14 protein-coding genes and 1 pseudogene are annotated in these 17,215 nt (G+C 70.5%); 8 read left to right on the top strand and 7 right to left on the bottom strand.

What is annotated here, in order from left to right:
* Window positions 1–4: 4 nt before the first annotated feature.
* The 4 genes from ACFPZJ_RS14485 (at window position 5) to ACFPZJ_RS14470 (ending at window position 4,121) form a co-directional block, all read left to right on the top strand.
* Window positions 5–1,012 carry an ABC transporter ATP-binding protein gene (locus tag ACFPZJ_RS14485; protein WP_381021209.1) on the top strand — a complete coding sequence of 336 codons (1,008 nt, stop codon included), beginning with the start codon at window positions 5–7 and terminating at the stop codon, window positions 1,010–1,012.
* Window position 1,013: 1 nt separating this feature from the next.
* Window positions 1,014–1,817 (top strand): ABC-2 family transporter protein, encoded by an 804-nt coding sequence (locus tag ACFPZJ_RS14480; RefSeq protein WP_381021207.1) that lies wholly within the window; start codon window positions 1,014–1,016, stop codon window positions 1,815–1,817.
* Between the two features lies 1 nt (window position 1,818).
* Window positions 1,819–2,625: an ABC transporter permease gene (locus tag ACFPZJ_RS14475; protein WP_381021205.1), complete on the top strand. Its 807-nt coding sequence runs from the start codon at window positions 1,819–1,821 to the stop codon at window positions 2,623–2,625.
* A 176-nt stretch (window positions 2,626–2,801) separates the two neighbouring features.
* On the top strand, window positions 2,802–4,121 hold the full coding sequence (locus ACFPZJ_RS14470; RefSeq protein ID WP_381021203.1) for a jacalin-like lectin: 1,320 nt from the start codon (window positions 2,802–2,804) through the stop codon (window positions 4,119–4,121).
* Between the two features lie 38 nt (window positions 4,122–4,159).
* Here ACFPZJ_RS14470 and ACFPZJ_RS14465 read toward each other — a convergent pair whose 3' ends face one another.
* Entirely contained in the window at window positions 4,160–4,861 is a 702-nt protein-coding gene (locus ACFPZJ_RS14465; protein ID WP_381021201.1) for a CPBP family intramembrane glutamic endopeptidase, read from the bottom strand.
* A 102-nt stretch (window positions 4,862–4,963) separates the two neighbouring features.
* Between ACFPZJ_RS14465 and ACFPZJ_RS14460 the strand changes: the two genes are divergently transcribed.
* Window positions 4,964–5,533, top strand: a complete 570-nt coding sequence (locus ACFPZJ_RS14460) for a TetR/AcrR family transcriptional regulator (protein WP_381021199.1) — start codon at window positions 4,964–4,966, stop codon at window positions 5,531–5,533.
* Between the two features lie 94 nt (window positions 5,534–5,627).
* Here ACFPZJ_RS14460 and ACFPZJ_RS14455 read toward each other — a convergent pair whose 3' ends face one another.
* Window positions 5,628–5,795, bottom strand: a complete 168-nt coding sequence (locus ACFPZJ_RS14455; RefSeq protein ID WP_381021198.1) for a hypothetical protein — start codon at window positions 5,793–5,795, stop codon at window positions 5,628–5,630.
* A 170-nt stretch (window positions 5,796–5,965) separates the two neighbouring features.
* Between ACFPZJ_RS14455 and ACFPZJ_RS14450 the strand changes: the two genes are divergently transcribed.
* A complete protein-coding gene (locus tag ACFPZJ_RS14450; RefSeq protein ID WP_381021196.1) occupies window positions 5,966–6,301 on the top strand; it encodes a DUF397 domain-containing protein in 336 nt (111 codons plus the stop codon).
* 55 nt (window positions 6,302–6,356) lie between these two features.
* On the opposite strand, the gene ACFPZJ_RS14445 is transcribed toward ACFPZJ_RS14450, so the two are convergent.
* From ACFPZJ_RS14445 to ACFPZJ_RS14435, 3 genes are all read right to left on the bottom strand, one after another.
* Window positions 6,357–7,229, bottom strand: coding sequence for a helix-turn-helix domain-containing protein (locus ACFPZJ_RS14445; RefSeq protein WP_381021195.1), 873 nt, complete (start codon window positions 7,227–7,229; stop codon window positions 6,357–6,359).
* A gap of 364 nt (window positions 7,230–7,593) precedes the next feature.
* A complete protein-coding gene (locus ACFPZJ_RS14440) occupies window positions 7,594–9,330 on the bottom strand; it encodes a DUF2264 domain-containing protein (protein ID WP_381021193.1) in 1,737 nt (578 codons plus the stop codon).
* An 83-nt stretch (window positions 9,331–9,413) separates the two neighbouring features.
* Window positions 9,414–10,457: a rhamnogalacturonan acetylesterase gene (locus tag ACFPZJ_RS14435; protein ID WP_381021191.1), complete on the bottom strand. Its 1,044-nt coding sequence runs from the start codon at window positions 10,455–10,457 to the stop codon at window positions 9,414–9,416.
* A 183-nt stretch (window positions 10,458–10,640) separates the two neighbouring features.
* On the opposite strand from ACFPZJ_RS14435, the gene ACFPZJ_RS14430 reads away from it, so the two are divergent.
* The gene (locus ACFPZJ_RS14430) at window positions 10,641–12,308 is read left to right on the top strand and encodes a rhamnogalacturonan lyase B N-terminal domain-containing protein (protein ID WP_381021190.1); all 1,668 of its coding nucleotides are present in this window, start codon (window positions 10,641–10,643) and stop codon (window positions 12,306–12,308) included.
* A 16-nt stretch (window positions 12,309–12,324) separates the two neighbouring features.
* Here the strand turns inward: ACFPZJ_RS14430 and ACFPZJ_RS14425 are convergent, their stop codons facing one another.
* Window positions 12,325–13,737, bottom strand: coding sequence for an RICIN domain-containing protein (locus ACFPZJ_RS14425; protein WP_381021188.1), 1,413 nt, complete (start codon window positions 13,735–13,737; stop codon window positions 12,325–12,327).
* A 1-nt stretch (window position 13,738) separates the two neighbouring features.
* Complete coding sequence (locus ACFPZJ_RS14420; protein ID WP_381021187.1) at window positions 13,739–14,839, bottom strand: glycoside hydrolase family 43 protein; 1,101 nt, start codon at window positions 14,837–14,839, stop codon at window positions 13,739–13,741.
* A gap of 201 nt (window positions 14,840–15,040) precedes the next feature.
* On the opposite strand from ACFPZJ_RS14420, the pseudogene ACFPZJ_RS14415 reads away from it, so the two are divergent.
* Window positions 15,041–17,147, top strand: a pseudogene (locus tag ACFPZJ_RS14415) (autotransporter).
* Window positions 17,148–17,215: the final 68 nt, after the last annotated feature.

The raw sequence follows: 17,215 nt of genomic DNA, 5'->3' as shown, positions 1-17,215 counted from the left end.
GTCCTTGGATGGCAGCATCGAGGTCCGCGGCTTGTCCCGTACCTTCCACTCCACCGTCCGCCGCCCCGGCTTCCTGGGCGCCGTCCGGTCCCTGGTCAACCCGGAGAAGGTGGCCAAGCACGCGGTCACCGACATCAGCTTCGACGTCGCCCCCGGTGAACTCCTCGCCCTGCTCGGCCCGAACGGCGCCGGAAAGTCCACCACCATCAAGATGCTCACCGGCATCCTCACCCCCACCTCCGGCGCGGCCCGGGTCGCGGGCGTGGTGCCGTACGAGGAGCGCGAACGCAACGCCCGCAACATCGGGGCGGTGTTCGGGCAGCGCACCCAGCTGTGGTGGGACCTGCCCGTGCGCGAGTCGTTCACGATCCTGCGCGACATCTACGAGGTGCCGAAGGCCGAACACGCCGCCCGGCTCCAGGAGTTCGACGAGCTGCTCGACCTGTCCTCCTTCTGGGACACCCGGGTCCGCCACCTCTCCCTCGGCCAGCGGGTGCGCAGCGACCTCGCCGCCGCCCTGCTGCACGACCCGCCGGTGGTCTTCCTCGACGAGCCGACCATCGGCATGGACGTGGTGGTCAAGGAGCAGGTCCGGGAGTTCCTGCGGCACCAGGTGGAACAGCGCGGCCGTACCGTCCTGCTGACCACACACGACATGACCGAGGTCGAGCGGCTCGCGGAGCGGGTCGTGCTGGTCAACCACGGCCGGCTCATGCTCGACGGCACCCTCGACGAGATCCGCCGCACGTTCGGCTCGACGTGGCAGGTGCGGGCCAGCCTCGCCGACCCGCACGCCGAGGTCGTCCCGCCGCCCGGCATCACCCTGCTGCGGCACACCGGCGCGCAGGTCGTCTTCGGCCCCGACGGGCCGGGCGCGCCCACCGTCCACCAGGCGCTGAAGGCCGTGCTCGAACGGTTCGAGGTGACCGACATCGCCCTGGACGAGGCGGACCTGGAGGACGTGATGCGGGTCGCGTACGCGCAGGCCGGGCCCGTGCCGGAAGGGGCCTGACATGGCGGTCCTCCACGCCTGGCGCACCGCCCGTGTCACCCCGCTCGGCGAGCTGCTCACCCCGCCCCGGATGACGGCCGTCCTGCTCCGGCTGGCCGTGCAGGTGGTGCTGGTCTGGTCGTTGTGGCGCGGCCTGTACGCGCAGTCCGGCACCACCGCCGGACTCGACCGCGAGCAGGCGGTGACGTACGCGGTGCTGGCCGTCCTCGCCTCCCGTCTGCGGGAGCTCGACCAGTTCGCGGGCCGGGACAGCGTCATCCAGCACATGCACTTCGGCACGATCATCTACTGGTACCTGCGCCCGTTGCCGCCGCAGCGCTACTACGCCCTGCGCGCCCTCGGCGAGCGGCTGTACGGGCTGGCGTGGGCGCTGGCCGGATACGCGGTGTGCCTGGCGGCGGGGCTGGTGGAACCGCCCGTGTCGGCGGCCGTGGCCGGGGTGTTCGTGCTGAGCATGCTGCTCGGCCAGTGGGTCCTGTACTACATCATGCTGGTCATCGACCAGCTGTGCTTCTTCACGCTGCGCAACAACGCCGCCATGCTGATCCTGGTCTTCGCGCAGAACCTGCTGGCGGGCGTGTACGCGCCGCTGTGGTTCTTCCCCGACTGGTTCGTGACGCTGAGCGCGTTCCTGCCGTTCCAGGCGACGCTGAGCGTGCCGCTGTCGCTGTACGTGGGCCGGATCCCGTTGTCGGACGCGGCGTTCCAACTGGGCGTGCAGGTCGCCTGGGTGGTGGTGCTGGCGCTGTTCACCCGGTGGGTGTGGCGGCGGGCCGCGCGGCGCGTGATCGCACAGGGAGGCTGAGGTGTCGGTGAGAGCTCTGCGGATCGTGTGGCGTGTCACCGCGCTCAACTTCCGGGCGCAGATGGAGTACCGGTCCGAGTTCCTGATGATGATCGCGATCGGCGCGGTCTGGCAGGTGTCGGTGATCGTGTTCGCGACGGTGCTGCTGTCCCGGTTCACCGGGATGGGCGGCTGGGACAGCTCGGACGTGCTGCTGATCCCGGCGACGCGGATGCTGGCGCACGGCCTGTTCGTGCTGTTCCTCGGGCGGATGCACTTCGTGGGCCGGCAGATCCAGGAGGGCAGGATCGACATCTACCTGCTCCGGCCGATGCCCGTCCACCGCCAGATCCAGCTCGCCTACTTCCCGACCAACGCCATCGGTGACCTGACGGTCGCGGCGGGTCTGATGGTGGGCGCGCTGTCGCGCAGCGACCTCGACTGGACGGCCGGACGGATCTCGTACCTGGTCGCGGCCGTGCTGGGCGGCATGCTGCTGGAGGCGGCCCTGTTCACGGTCGTGGCCTGCGCGTCCCTGCGCTTCCCCGCCGCCGACTACTGGGGCCGCTGGCTGGAGGAACTCCTCGGCACGTTCGGCAGCTATCCGCTGAACGTGCTGCCGAGGGCGGTCGGCGGTTTCCTGACGTACGGTCTTCCGCTCGCGTTCGTCGCCTACTTCCCGACGGCGGTCCTCACGGGCCACGGCGACGGCACGGGCGTGCCGTACTGGCTGGCGGCGGCCTCACCGCTGCTCGGGGTGCTGGCGTACCTGGGGGCGCGGGGGCTGTGGCGGTGGAGCCTGAGGCACTACAGCGGGGTGAACGGATGACGACGACCGAGGGCCTGCCCCAGTGTCGGGACCAGGAGCGGGGCGACGCAGGAAGAGGGCGCGCTGATCACCTCGCCCCTCACTGTTTCCCCGACCGGCCTTGCGCGTCGCACAGTTGGCGTCGAACCTGAGCATCGCTCAGGTTTTTCCCACCCCCCGACGGGAGACGCCCCACCATGAAACGACTGATCGGCACCCTCACGGCCGCCGCCCTGGCCCTCACCGGCCTGGCCAGCACCGGCGCCTCCCCCGCCACCGCCGCGGACTCCGGCTCCTTCGACGTCCTGACGTACAACATCGCCGGGCTCCCCCTCGGGCTCGGCGACAGCGACCCGGAGACCAACACCCCGCTCATCGGGCAGCGGCTCGGCCCGTACGACATCGTGAACGTGCAGGAGGACTTCAACTACCACGCCTCCCTGTACGCGAACGACAAGCACCCCCACCGCACGCCGACGAGCGGCGGCGCCGGGTTCGGCGACGGCCTCAACACCCTCTCGGACTTCCCCTACGAGGACTTCCAGCGGGTGAGGTGGAACAACTGCACCGGCACCAACTGCCTGACCCCGAAGGGCTTCTCGCTCGCCCGGGTCCGCCTCGCAGAGGGCGTCTTCGTCGACCTGTACAACGTCCACACCAACGCCGACGCGGACGAGGCGGCCCTCGCTGCCCGCCGCGCCAACATCGAGCAGCTCTCCGACTTCATCCAGGCGAACTCCGCCGGCAACGCGGTGATCGTCATGGGCGACACCAACACCCGCTACACGCGCACCGGCGACAACATCCGCACCCTGCTCGGCGAGAACGGCCTCAAGGACCCGTGGGTGGACCTGGTCAAGGGCGGCACTCCGCCCGCGCAGGGCAGCGCCGCCCTGGTCTGCGACGCGGCGGCACCCGCGAACGACTGCGAGGTCGTGGACAAGGTGCTGTACCGGGGCAGCAGGCTGGTGGACCTGAAAGCCACCCGGTACGACAACGCCTGGGAGTCCTTCCTCCGCTCCGACGGCAAGCACCTGTCCGACCACTTCCCGCACACGGTCGGCTTCTCCTACACCGTCGACCCGTCCCTGCGGGCCAGCGACTTCTTCGGCGGCCCGCACGGCACGGCCTTCACCGACGCCGACGACCTGCCCGCGTCCCCCGCCCCCCGCACCCTGACCCTGCGCGGCGGCAGCCGCCTCGACGCGGTGGCGCTGACGCACGACGGCGGTACGACCCTCACCCACGGCGGCACGGGCGGCACGGCGACCTCCCTGACGCTCGCCACCGGCGAGAACCTCACCTCCGCCAAGCTGACCAAGGGCCAGAAGGACGGCCGTACACGCCTGTTCTCAGCGGCGCTCACGACGGACCGGGGCCGCACCCTCGCCGCCGGTACGCCGACCTCGGACGCCCTCACCTTCACCGCCCCGTCCGGATGGCGGATCGTCGGCTTCACCGGCCGGGCGGGCACCGAGGTCGACAAGCTGGGCGTGCTGTACGCACCGGTCGGCTGAGGCGGCCGGCCCGCCCGCGGTCGGTGGCCGCCACGGGTTCAGCCGTCGAGCCACCACCGCGCCGCGGCCCAGGCGAACGCGTAGCTGAAGCCGTTGACGGCCCAGTGCAGTGCCGCGGGCGCCAACAGGCTGCCGGAACGGCGGCGCAGCTCGCACAGGACCGCCCCGGCGGCGATCATCAGCACGATCGCCGCCGTGACGGCCGGTACGACACCCGCCGAGCCGCCGCCGAACACCTCGGCCACGGCGGTGTTGGAGCGGTTGAGGCCACGCGCGGGCATCAGGTGCCACAGCCCGAACAGCAGCGAGGACACGGCGGTCGCCCACGCCGTTCCGCACCGCCGCCGGATCATGGCCCACAGCACACCGCGGAACGCGGTCTCCTCCAGCAGGACGGTCCCGAACGGCACCCGCACCAGCGCCTGCCCCAGCACGTGTCCCCCCGACAGTCCGACGGCCCGGGCGTCCCGGAACACCTCACGGCCGGCCGGAACGGCGAGGAGCAGCACGAGGACGAGGACGACGGCACCCGCGAGGACGGGCGCCCACCGCAGCCCCCGGCGCACACCCTCCGCGTCCAGCCCCAGATCGGCCGCGGTGAGGCCGTCGAAGCGGGCGAGCAGCAGCAGCACGCCCGTCGCGGTCACGCACACGACGACGTAGGCGACGGGCCCCCGCAGCAACCAGTTGTTCAACAGGTTCACCGCGGCCAGGACGGCGACGGAACAGACGATCGGCATGGTGATTCCAGGATCGCCCCGCACGGCACGCGGGGCGCCCGGGAGCACGCATTAGGATCTCGCCGACACCCCCTAGGCAGAGCCCTGACGGAGGCGGTTCCCATGCCGAGAGCCGGCCTGACGTCCGACCGGATCGTCGTCGCCGCCGCCGACCTCGCCGACGCCATCGGCTTCGAGAACGTCACCGTCTCGGCGCTGGCCCGGCACTTCGGGGTGCGGGACGCCAGCTTGTACTCGCACATCCGCAACCTCCAGGACCTGCGCACCCGCGTGGCCCTCCTGGCGGGCGGCGAGATGATCGACCGCATCGCGGCGGCCGTCGCCGGACGGGCCGGCAAGGAGGCGCTGGCCGCCTTCGCCGGCGCGTACCGCAAGTACGCCCTGGAGCACCCGGGCCGGTACGCGGCGACCCAGATCCGCCTCGACCGGACCCTCGTCGCCGAGGCCCCCGCCCTGCGCCGCACCACCGAGGTCACCTACGGCATGCTCCGCGCCTACGCGCTGGACGAACCCGACCTCACCGACGCCGTGCGCCTGCTGCGCAGCACCTTCCACGGCTACTGCGCCCTGGAGGCCGCGGGCGGCTTCGGCGCGCCCCGTGACGTACGGGCCTCCTGGGACAAGGCGATCGACGCCCTGCACGTGGCACTGGAGCACTGGCCCCGGTCGTAGGCACCGTCGCGCTCCGGGCGGTGAGGACGGCCGGTGCCGCCCAAAGCCCGGAGCGGGACCTTGCGTGATCGTGTGCCGCCGGATCAGCGGGCGACTACCTGTTCTGGATCCACCAGACCAGGAGAGAGAAGGCACTGGCACCCAGCGCCCCGCACGCGCCCTTGAGCGCATGGCTGCCCGCCGTGCGCGCCCACTTGACCCAGTTGCTCTGCTGCTTGGCGCGGACAGGCTGGCTCTCGCTCAGCGAACCGCTAGACTCCATGATGAAGCTGCCTTTCCGGAATGGATGAACGGAGTGGCTTCGCAGAGGGAGTCCGCGGTCAGATGCTTGCCGGCTCGACCGATGCGGCTCCCTTTGCTGTTTCAGCAGGCCTGAGACTCGCCGAACGTTCTCAGTCAACTCTCTCCCGCTGAATCAGTTTCGCGTCATTTATGACGTTATCCAGTGACATGTCATCGCACGACACGCTCTTGGCAGGCGAAACAGGATCATTCATAATCGCCTTGGATGTCGAAAGGCCGTACGAGTCCGTACTGCCGGGCAGAGGTGGGAGCCGGGGAAGCATGGGGAAATCGAGTCTGCGATGGCGTAAGAGTTCGGCTTCGGGACAGGTTGGGAACTGCCTTGAAGTCGCGGTCCAGGAGCGGGTGATGGTAAGGAATTCCGCTCGCCCGGACCGGGAAATAGTGTCCGTCCCCTTGGAATCCTGGGCGTTATTTATCGGGTTCGTCAGCCGTGAATCCGGCTCAGCGGGGGAATGCGAATAGCTCCGCCTCCCGCCCGGCCGCTGGAACATCACCATCCCCCCCCCGCTACACATTCCTAGCGAAAGCTCCTGAACAGGAACTCCTCATCCAGGTCCAGAGCCACCTGCTTCTCGACGTACCAGAAGTCGTCCAGGTAGTCGCTGGGCTCCTTGGCACCCAGCCCGGTGAACGGCGACCGCTCGCTCAGCAGGACCTGCCCGTCCGGCTTCTCCAGATACGCCACAAGGTCCTCGTCCTCCTCGGCGAACTGGAAGAGGACGTACGGGGAGCGGAACTGCGGGTACAGTCCGGCCGTGAACGGCGCCACCTTGATCGCGACGTTATCCATCTCGTTCAGCGTCAGCAGCTTTTCGTACTGGTTCTTCATGATTTGCTCGCTGCCGACGATACGCCTGAGCGCCGCCTCGTCGAGAATGAAGAAAAGCTCCGGTCCGCCGGTGCGGACGATCCGGTCCTGGCGCTCGAGTCGCAGGGACAGCAGCGCATCTACATTCACACTGCCGCCCGGCATACCGAAGACTTCTTTGGCGTATTCTTCCGTCTGCAGCAGACCAGGAACCAGGTTGGATTCAAAGTTCCGGATCCTGATGGCCGACGACTCGTAACTCAGATACCGCAGGAACTCTTCCGCCGCGACATTCCGGTAGGCCGACCACCAGGGCGGACGCCGGGCGGCCCGGGCCATCGCCGTGATCTCGCGGACCTGGTCCGCATCATTGACACCGTACAGTTCGAGCAGCACGCGGGCGTCGGTGATGGTCAGGCCCACCTTGCCCGTCTCGATCCTGTTGATCTTGGAGGGTGACCACTCCAGAGCTTCCGCCACATCGGTGTGCGTGAGGCCGGCGCTCTCGCGTGCGGCCCGCAGACGCTTCCGGAGACGGTGACCTTGGTAGATCGGATCCTGCTGATCCTCGGATACTGACACGTGCCTGCCCTTTCACCTGCGTGTCCAGCGATGCCTGTGTCCGGCTGGCCGAGCACCCCACGACATCCGACCGAACGCGGGGCGGCCCTGCGCCGCTTGTCGGCAGGACTGCCGACTTTCCGATACTAGGCCACCTGATACGAACCCACTCGCTCGCCACCTTTCTGACGGCGTGCGGTTTGCCGGGGTCCGGCTCGCTGCTGTATGACTGGGCGGTTCGCAATGAGCGGGGCATCAAATCTCATACAGTCATTCTGCTAGGTAGCAGAGGGCTGGTCCACCGATTGTCTGAACCACTTCCTCCAATCGGGTAAGCCCTGGCACTCAGGCCTCAGATGTCCCGATAGTCGGCTGGTGGAGCCCCTCATTGAGGCGTCACCGACCACGAAGACACGGCCGACGGCTCATCCGGCGCCATGAAGCGGAAGCGGTCGGCCCGGCCCGAAGCCCACAGGACGTTCAGTTCGAAGGCCCCCGTCACCGTCACCGAGACCAGGTCGCGCAGGGGGGCGGGACCGCTCTCACCCGTGAGGCGGGCGAGAGCGACGAACAGAGTGGGGCCGTCACCCGTCGTGCCCGACAGCGGCGACGTCCCGGACGAGGGCGCCGTGCCGGACAGGCCGGTGACGGGCTCCAGTTCGGACCGCTCGCCGTCCCGGGGCGCCCAGCCCGTGACGGTCACCTCCGTGCCGGGTTCCGCCCCCGCCACCAGATGGGCGCGTACCTCCACCGCGCCGTCGGCCACCACCAGGCTGGTCACCTCCGCGCCGGAGCTCAGCGGGTACCGGGAGGCGGCCCAGCCCTTCCCCACCCCCAGCGGGACGATGCCCGTCCGGAGCGGATCGCCGCCGACCGTGACGGTGTTGTCGGGCGGCGACCCGAGGGGCCGCGTGACCGTGGAGTACGCGAACCGCGTGTAGTAGGGGTCGTACCGCACGTCCTCGCTGCCGTGGTTGTGGAGGCGGACCACACCGTCCGAACACGTCGACTGCAGCAGCCAGTTGGGAGCGGCGATCGGGGTCACGGCGTCGGACCGCTCCGCCGGGCCCGGCTCCTCGGGTGCCGTCCACACCGCGTGGTCCGGCGGCAGGAGCAGGCCGAGGAAACCCTTGCTCGCCCAGTACGGGGAGGCGGGCCCCGAGTAGCCCTGCAGCACCGACGCGTCGGGGCCGTGCCAGCCGAGCGTCAGCAGACCCCGGTCGTCGACCGCGCGCCGTTCCAGGAAGTACCTCAGCGCCCCGGAGGCCAGGCGGCGGGTCTCGCCCGGGGACAGCGGCGTGTGGCCGGTCAGCGCGCCGAGCCACAGCGGGGCCGTCGTCGCGAAGCGGTACGTCAGTGACCGGCCCTGGTGCATCGGGGCACCGTCGCCGCCGAACAGGCGGGCGTAGTCGGCGAGATGCCGTGCCAGGCGGCTCCCGTAGAGGTCGAGCAGCCGCTCGTCCTGCTCCAGCCACGCGTGCAGCACCGGATACAGGTGCATCGCCCAGCCGTTGTAGTAGTCGAACTTGCGACCGTCGCCGTCCGTGTACCAGCCGTCGCCCACGTACCACTGCTCGATGCGCTCCAGGCCGCGGTCGATCGCCGCGCGGGAGGCGTCCGCCTCGTGGCCGACCTCCGCCAGGAACCCGCCGACGGTGACCGGGAACAACTCCCAGTTGCAGGGCCAGGGTTCGGCGGTGAGCGCGTCGCCGAGCCAGGCCGCCGCCCGCTGCCGCACACCGTCGTCGAGGCGGTCCCACAACAGCTCCCGCGTCAGCCGCAGCGCGAGGGCGATCGATGCCGCCTCCACCAGGGGCTGGCTCCGGTCCCCGATACGGGGCCAGACGCCGGACACGCCCGCCGCGAGGCCGTCCGCGTAGCGCGCCAGGGCCCTCTCGTCGCGGCGGAAGGCCGCCAGCAGCAGCGTGCGGGCGTAGCCCTCCAGGCCGTCGGAGAGACGGCCCGACCAGCTCGTCCGGTCGCCCGGCAGGTGGTACAGCGCGCGGTCCTCGCTCGCGTACGGCTCGACGGCGGCGAGCAGGGCGTCGGCGGCCGCCTCCCAGTGGGCGCGGGTGCAGCCGGTGCGGGGGCTGCGGACACGGTCGTCCGGGGGCAGGTGCATCAGCGGTGTCCTTCATGGTGCTGTCGAGCGGGGGCCGGTGGAGACCTGGGGCGCCCCGGTTCCGGTCGGAACGCCCCAGGGGCCTATCCCACCCGCACCTTGTCTTCCGGCACCAGACGCAGGGCCAGGAGCGCGTCGCGGACCAGGCCCGCGTAGACCGTGGCGCCGCGCACGGAGGTGTGCGTGTTGTCCCGTCTCTCGTTGTAGAGGTACAGCGCCTTGGAGGCCTCGACGCCGAGGGACTCCACAAGCGACTTCGTGCGCGCCGTGAGGTCGATCAGCGGGACGTCCTCAGCTGCGGCGACCTGGCGGATCACGGCCGGGTGGTCGACGCCGAGGCCGTTGACGAGCAGCGCGGTGTTGTTGTTCAGGGTGCCGTCCGCGCTGAACCAGCGCCGCACGATGGGGGTCACCAGGACCGGTTTCCCGCCCTTGTCCCGCACGCCCGCCACCAGGGCCTCCAGATGGGCGCGGTACGTCGCCTCGTCCGTCGTCTTGTCGTTGTGGGCGAGCTGGATCAGGACCAGGTCGCCGGGGCGGATCCGCGGCTGGACGGTCGCCCACAGTCGGGGGTTCCCCAGATAGGTGACCGTACTCTCCCCGGAGTCGGCGTAGTTGGCGACGGACAGGCCCTTGCCGAGGTACCGCGGCAGCTGCTGGCCCCAGCCGGCGTACGGGTCGCCGGGCTGGTCGCAGACGGTGGAGTCGCCGACCAGGAAGATCTGGCGGGCGTGCCGGGCGGGCGTGACCTTGATGCCGGCCAGCGCGGGTGCCGAGCCGCCGAGGGTGAGATCGAGGCCGGGGGTGCCGTCGGGGCCGGTCGGCTCGCCCTCGGGCGTGCGGACGTCCACGGTGAAGCTGCGGGCGACGCGCTCCCCGGCCGGGACGGCCGTCTCGCCCAGCAGCGACCGCCTGGTCTCGCCGCCGACGCTGGTGCTGGACGCGGACGGGCCGCCGAGGAGGACCTTGACGTCGTACGTGCCGGGCGGGACGTCGAAGTGGCAGGCGGTCGCGGCGCAGTGCTCGATGCCGAGGGGGCGCTGACCGCCGTACGCCTGGGCCGGTGCGGCGGCCAGGCCGGTGCTCAGCGTCACCGCCGCCAGAACGGCGAGATTGAAACGTCTCATGCGTCGGCTCCTCCACAGGACGACAAGGCCTGGCGCTGGACCGTACCGCTCTTGGCAAGCGCTTTCTAGTCCTAGGTGATTTTTCGCAACGTTCGCCCCTGCGTCGGCGTGAAAGCCCTTTCGCGAAATCGATTCAACTGTCACCCTCGCTCACACCCCCACGCTCCCGGAGGAGGCAACCCCATGTCCGGATCCGCGAACAGACCGGTCCGACGCCGTACTTTCGTGCTCGGCGGCGCGGCAGCCGCCGGCTCCGCCGCCCTTCCCGCCACCGCGTCCGCGGCGGGCTTCGGCTGGCGCGACGACGGCTCGCACTACGTCGTCGACACCGGCGCCCAACTCGTCTTCAAGGTCAGCAAGTCCAACGGCGACCTGACCTCGCTCGTCTACCGGGGCACGGAGTACCAGGGCTACGGCGGCAGGAACTCGCACATCGAGTCCGGCCTCGGTTCCTCGGCCGTGAGCATCAGGCAGTCGGGGTCGACGATCCTCGTCTCCGTCACCTACGGCACGCTCAAGCACTACTACGCGGCCCGCAGCGGCGAGAACAACATCTACCTGTGGACCAACAAGGCCGACACGTCGGTGTCGGCCACCCGCTACATCGTCCGTGTCAAGGCGGGCCTGTTCCGCAACGACCAGCCCGACTCCTACACGTACGCGCCCACCGCCATCGAGGCCTCGGACGTGTTCCGCAAGTCCGACGGCCAGACGCGCTCGAAGCACTACGCCCGGCTGCGCGTCATGGACTACTCCTACGTCGGCTGGAGCGCCGGCCAAGTCGGCCTGTGGATGGTGCGCAGCAACCACGAGAAGGCCTCCGGCGGTCCGTTCTACCGCTCGCTGCTGCGGCACCAGAGCGCGGACGGCGGCGGCCTGTACGAGATCCTGTACTACGGCCAGAACCAGACCGAGGCCGAGCGCTTCGGCCTCCAGGGTCCGTACGTCATCGCCTTCACGGACGGCGGCGCGCCGTCCTCGTCGCTGTTCCCGGGCACGCTCACCACACCGTGGGCGGACTCGCTCGGCCTCTTGGGATACGTGCCGGCGAGCGGCCGGGGCAGGGTCGCGGGCGTCGGGATCTCCGGGCGCGACACGGCGTACCCGTACACGGTCGGGCTCGCCAACTCGGCGGCGCAGTACTGGGGTTCCGCCCGCGCCGCGGACGGCTACTTCTCGGTCGGCGGCGTGCTGCCGGGGACGTACACCCTGACCGTCCACAAGGGCGAGCTGGCAGTGCTGACCACGTCGGTGAGCGTGTCCGCGGGCGGGACGACCACGCTCAACACCCTCGCCGTCCCCTCCTCCAACGACCCGGCCGACGCGAACGCGATCTGGCGGATCGGCGACTGGAACGGCACCCCGGGCGGCTTCAAGAACGCCGACCTGATGACGTACGCGCATCCCTCCGACGTGCGGGCCGCGGCCTGGACCGGCAACGTGGTGATCGGCAGCGGCAGCGAGACCTCGGCCTTTCCGTGCTACCTGTGGAAGGACGTCAACAGCGGGATCCTGGTGTACTTCCGGCTGACGGCGGCCCAGGCGGCCGCAGCACACACCCTGCGGATCGGGGTGACGACGGCGTACGCCGACGGACGCCCGCAGGTCACGGTCAACGACACCTGGACGTCGGCGGTCCCCGCGCCGCCCACGCAGCCGAACACCCGGTCGCTGACCAACGGTTCGTACCGGGGCAACAACCACACGTTCACGTACAGCGTTCCGGCGAGCGCCTGGAGGACGGACACCGGTCAGTACAACGTGCTGCGGATCGACATCGTGAGCGGCTCGGGGTCGACGGGCTATCTCAGCGCGGGCACGTCGATCGACGCGATCGACCTGCTGGCGTAGCGGGCCACCGGGGCGGTCAGCTGCCGCGCGTCCACTGCTGGTTGGTTCCTCCGTTGCAGGTCCAGGTGATGATCGCGGCGGAGTTGGCGGTGGACGCGCCGCTGACGTCCAGGCACTCACCGGTCGCGCGGGACTTGATGTTCACGTACGAGCCGGTGGTCGTCACCGACCACTGCTGGCCGGTCGCCGAGGCGTCGCAGTTCTCCTGGGTGACCGTGCTGGCGTTCTCCTGCACGCACAGGGAGCTGTGCCGGGTCATCAGCTGGTAGTAGCCGCCGCCGACCGACTTGAACCAGTACTTCTGGTTGGCGCCCCCGTTGCAGTCGTACTGCTTGATCTGGGCGCCGGGCCACTGCGACTGGCTGGTGACGTCCGCGCACCGGTCGCTGTGCCGGGCGATCAGGGTGTTGTACGTGGCGCTGGTGCCGGTGACGGTGCCGGCGGCCGTGTCGACGGTGACCTCCGGGGACCAGGACATCGACATGGAGGTCGAGCTGGGGAAGGTCAGCGGCAGCCACACGTAGCGGGAGTCGTTGACGGTCCCGCCGAAGGAGTTGCCCCAGCGGTCGCCGAGGTAGAGGTAGGCGGTGCCGGAGGAGCCCTGTACCGGCAGGACGTACGCGGTCTGCGATCCGTACGCCGTCGAGTCGCCGACGTTCTTCATCGCCGACCAGGGTCCGGCGAGGCTGGTGGCGGTGGCGTACTGCTGCTGGTTGGGGTTCCAGCCGGTGGCGCCCGACGTCAGCATGAAGTACACGCCGCCCCGCTTGAACAGGGCGGGTGCCTCGCGGTGGCCGCCCGGCCACGGGTTGGCGACCAGGCTCGCGATGCCGGTGTAGTCGGAGGTCAGCCGGTAGATGTGCAGGTCGTAGTTCTCGCGGGCGGCGGAGACCATGTAGCCGGCGCCGTCCGTGTCGGTGAAGACCGTGATGTCGCGGGACATGTGCTGGCCGAGCGGGCGGAAGCTGCCCTTCCAGGTGTAGTTCCCGTCGACGGTGTCGGAGACGGCGACGGCGGCGCGGGCCTCGCTGTAGTCGGTGCCGTTCTCCTTGTGCATCCACATCACGAACTTGCCGGTGGACGCGTTGTACATGACCTTGGGGCGCTCGATGTTGGCGGTGGCCAGCTCGGGGTCGCTGGCCTCGGTCAGGACGTGGTTGCGGAACTCCCAGTTCTTCAGATCGGTGGAGCGGTAGGCGTCGACGTAACGGAAGGTGTTGTCGGCGTTGCGGTGCTCGCCGAACCAGTAGTAGTACGTGCCGACCTTGATGACTCCGCCGCCGTGCGCGTGCACGGGGTTGCCCGCGGTGTCCTTGAACTGGGTGCCGTTGGTGACGGTCTGGGGCGCGGCGCTCGCCGGGGCGGCGGTGGCCAGGGCTCCGGCGAGGGCGCAGCACAGGGCGACGAGGACGGCGTAGGCGCGTCTCATGTCACACCCCTGCCTGGGCCGTGTCGGCGACGGGGATGCCGAAGTCGGGGGTGCCGTCCGGGTTCCAGCCGAGCTTCTGGATGCGGGTGTGGCGGTTGGGGTCGTTCAGCGGGTCGCCGTTGATCTCCTTGTACTGGCGGGCGTGGTAGACGAGGACGTCGGTGCGGCCGTCCTCGGCGACCGTGAAGCAGTTGTGGCCGGGGCCGTACTGCTTGGTGGTGTCGTTGCTGGTGAAGACGGGCTTGGGCGACTTGGACCAGCTCGCCGGGTCCATGAGGTCGCTGTCGGCGTCGGCGGTCAGCAGGCCCATGCAGTAGTTGAAGTCGGTGGCGCTGGCCGAGTAGGTCAGGAAGATGCGGCCGTTGCGCTTGAGGGCGTACGGCCCCTCGTTGACCTTGAACCCGACGCACTCCCAGTCGTACTCCGGGGTGGAGAGCCGGATCTGCGGGCCCCTCAGGGTCCAGGGGTTCGCCATCTCGGACAGCCACAGGGCGGTGTTGTTGCCCATACCGGGCTCGTGCTGCGCCCAGCACAGGTAGCGGGTGCCGCGGTGGGCGAAGGTGGTGGCGTCCAGGGAGAAGGTCTCCCAGGCCGTCTTGAGCCGGCCCTTCTCGACCCAGGTGCCCTTGAAGGGGTTGGGGTGGGAGTTCTCCAGGACCCAGATGCGGATGCGCCAGACGTCCTCGGCGGGTGCGGCGGCGAAGTAGATGTACCACTTGCCTCCGATGCGGTGCATCTCCGGTGCCCAGATGTGCGCGCCCATGTCGCCGGTGGGGTGGGCCCGCCAGATGACGGACTCGTCGGCGGTGGACAGGCCGTTCAGGGTGCGGGAGCGGCGCAGGATGATGCGGTCGTACTCGGGGGCGGTGGCCGTGAAGTAGTAGAAGCCGTCGGTGTGGCGGGTGATGTGCGGGTCGGCGCGGTTGCGGACGAGCGGGTTCACGTACGGGGCTGCCTTCGGGGGCTTGGCCGGGGAGGCGGGTGCGTCGGCGTGGGCGACGCCGGGCACGGCGGGCACGGCGGCCAGGGCACCGGCGGCCGCGGCGCCCTTCAACAGCAGTCGGCGGCCGGGGACTTGGGGCAGATCGTGGTCGCGGCTCATGCGGCCTGCCTCTCAGAGGGGGGACGTTCGAGGTGCTCGAAATATCGAACACCATCTGTGATTACGAACGGCTGAAAGGTAAGCGCGTGCCGTGAGGAGGTCAACGGGTCGGACGTGACAAAGAGGGCCGGGCTGCCGCGGAGTTGCCGGCGCGGGCGGAATTTCTGTTATCGCCCGCCGTCCGGGCCCCTCTCCGGTCATGTGCGCAGCCTCACCCACACGACAGCAGCGGCCGCCGGCGCCCTCGCGGCGCTGGCCGCTCTCACCGTCGCCGCTCCGCCCGCCGCGGCCGTCGGCCCCCGGGACGTCACCGCCGACGTGCTCGCGGACCGGGACGTGACGCTGAGCGGCGACACGGTCGTCACCGTCCCGTCCGGGACGACCACGTACGACGGGGTGCTGCGCGGCGAGGGAACCCTCACCGTGCGCGGCACCGGCACACTCGTGCTGACCGAGGGCAGCGACTTCACCCTGCCGAAGTCCCGGCAGCGGCAGAAGGTGAGCGTCCTCGGCGGCACCCACCCGTACGTCACCGTCACCGACCCCGACCCGCCGGCGATCACCGTCGAGCGGGGCGCCACCCTCCAGTACGGCGACGGCGGGACGACCGGATTGATCGGCCACTTCCCGTACGGCACCCCGGCGTTCCGGCTCAACCAGAACAACATCCGGGTCGACGGCACCCTGCGGCTGTCCCTGACGAGCGCCTACAACCTGGGCACCGTCAGCGGCTGGGGGCTCATCACCCAGCCCAGGTTCCTGTGGGGCACCTGGGACCTGTCCGGCACCCACTCCTTCTCCGGGGTGATCGACAACGGCACCCAGGTCAACGCCGGCCGGCCCGAGTACGCGACCTCGCTCCCGAACGTCCGCAAGGTCCTCAACCAGGGCACCTGGACCGTGGACACCCCGCTGGGCCGGACCGTCACCATGGGCATGGACTTCTACCAGCGCGAGTACGGCAGCGACATCAACGTCCAGTCCCGGCCGGGCGGAAAGGTGATCCTGACCGGCCAGTACAGCTGGTCCGACCGGGGCGGCGACACCGACCCGTCGCTCAGCGACCCCGCCCTCAACTGGACGCCCGCACGGAAGAACGTCAACAAGCGCGGCACCAACATCAAGGGCGCGAACGTCCAGTGGGGCGACGGCACCACCAACCGGATCTTCATGCCGGGCACCGCCGAGACGGTGTACATCAACCTGCTCGCGGCCCGCTCCCGTTCGAGGCTCACCTTCGACTACAACGGCCCGGTGACGCTGGGCGCCCCCATCGGCGGCGGCCGCTTCCACGACACGCTCGCCGCGCCGGGCGCCGGGGACGTCGTCATCGCGGGGACCCGCGGCAACGACGTGACCTTCGCGGCCCGGCAGTACTACGACGGCTCGACCACCGTGGAGAAGGGGGCCGTGCTGCGCCTGGGGTCGGGCCGGCGGGGCGGGGACGGCTCGCTGCTCATGGGCTCCGGGGGGGCGCCGGGTCGTCAACGACGGGACACTGATCGTCCGGAACACCACGACGCCCGTGACCCTCTCCCGGGTCAGCGGCTCCGGCACGTTCACCCAGTCCGGCGCCGCGACGACGACCCTGACGGGCGGCGCGGTGACGTACACCGGCACGACGACCGTCACCAAGGGCACGCTGGCGCTGCGGGACGGCGCGACGCTGGTCCGCAGCAGGGCGATCCGGCTCACCACCGCCGGCGCCCGGCTCGACACGGGGACGGCGGGCCTGCGCGTGGCGACCACGCTCGGCGGCAGGGGCACGGTGCGGGGCGCGGTGACCAACGACGGCGTCGTCGCGGGCGGCCTCACCGTGGACGGCGGCTACACGCAGAGCCGGAAGGGCACGCTCGTGCTCGGCGGAAAGCCGCTGAAGGTGACAGGGCCGGTACGCCTGGCCGGGGAACTGGACCTGTCGGCCGCCGGGCGGGGAAGCCGCGGCCGGCCCGCTCGCCAGATCACCGTGCTCGACCACGCGGGCCACACGCGCGCCACCGGCACCTTCACCGGCCTGAAGGAGGGCGCGCCCGTCAAGCTCGCCGACACCACCTACCGCATCGGCTACCGGGGCGGGGACGGCAACGACGTCGTCCTCACCGCCGTCACCATGCCGGACTCCTCCCCCACCCCGCGCGGGACGCCCGCGTCCGGCGCCGCGACGCCCCGCACCACCGGCACCGCGGCGGACGAAGGGTTCGGCTGGTGGCCGTACGCGCTGGGCCTCGGACTGCTGGGCGCGATGGTGGTACCGGTGGCACGGCGCGGGGCACGCGCAGGGCGCGGGCGGCACGCGGCCCGGCACTAGGGGGTGTCGCCGGACCGGGGGCCGTGCCGGGCGTGCCCTGGCGGCCGGTCGTACCGCTTCACGGCCGA

The organism is Streptomyces bullii (assembly GCF_042657145.1).
GTDB lineage: Bacteria > Actinomycetota > Actinomycetes > Streptomycetales > Streptomycetaceae > Streptomyces > Streptomyces bullii.
The sequence above is the reverse complement of the archived record's forward strand: the minus strand, read 5'-3'. Positions and strand labels throughout refer to the sequence as shown.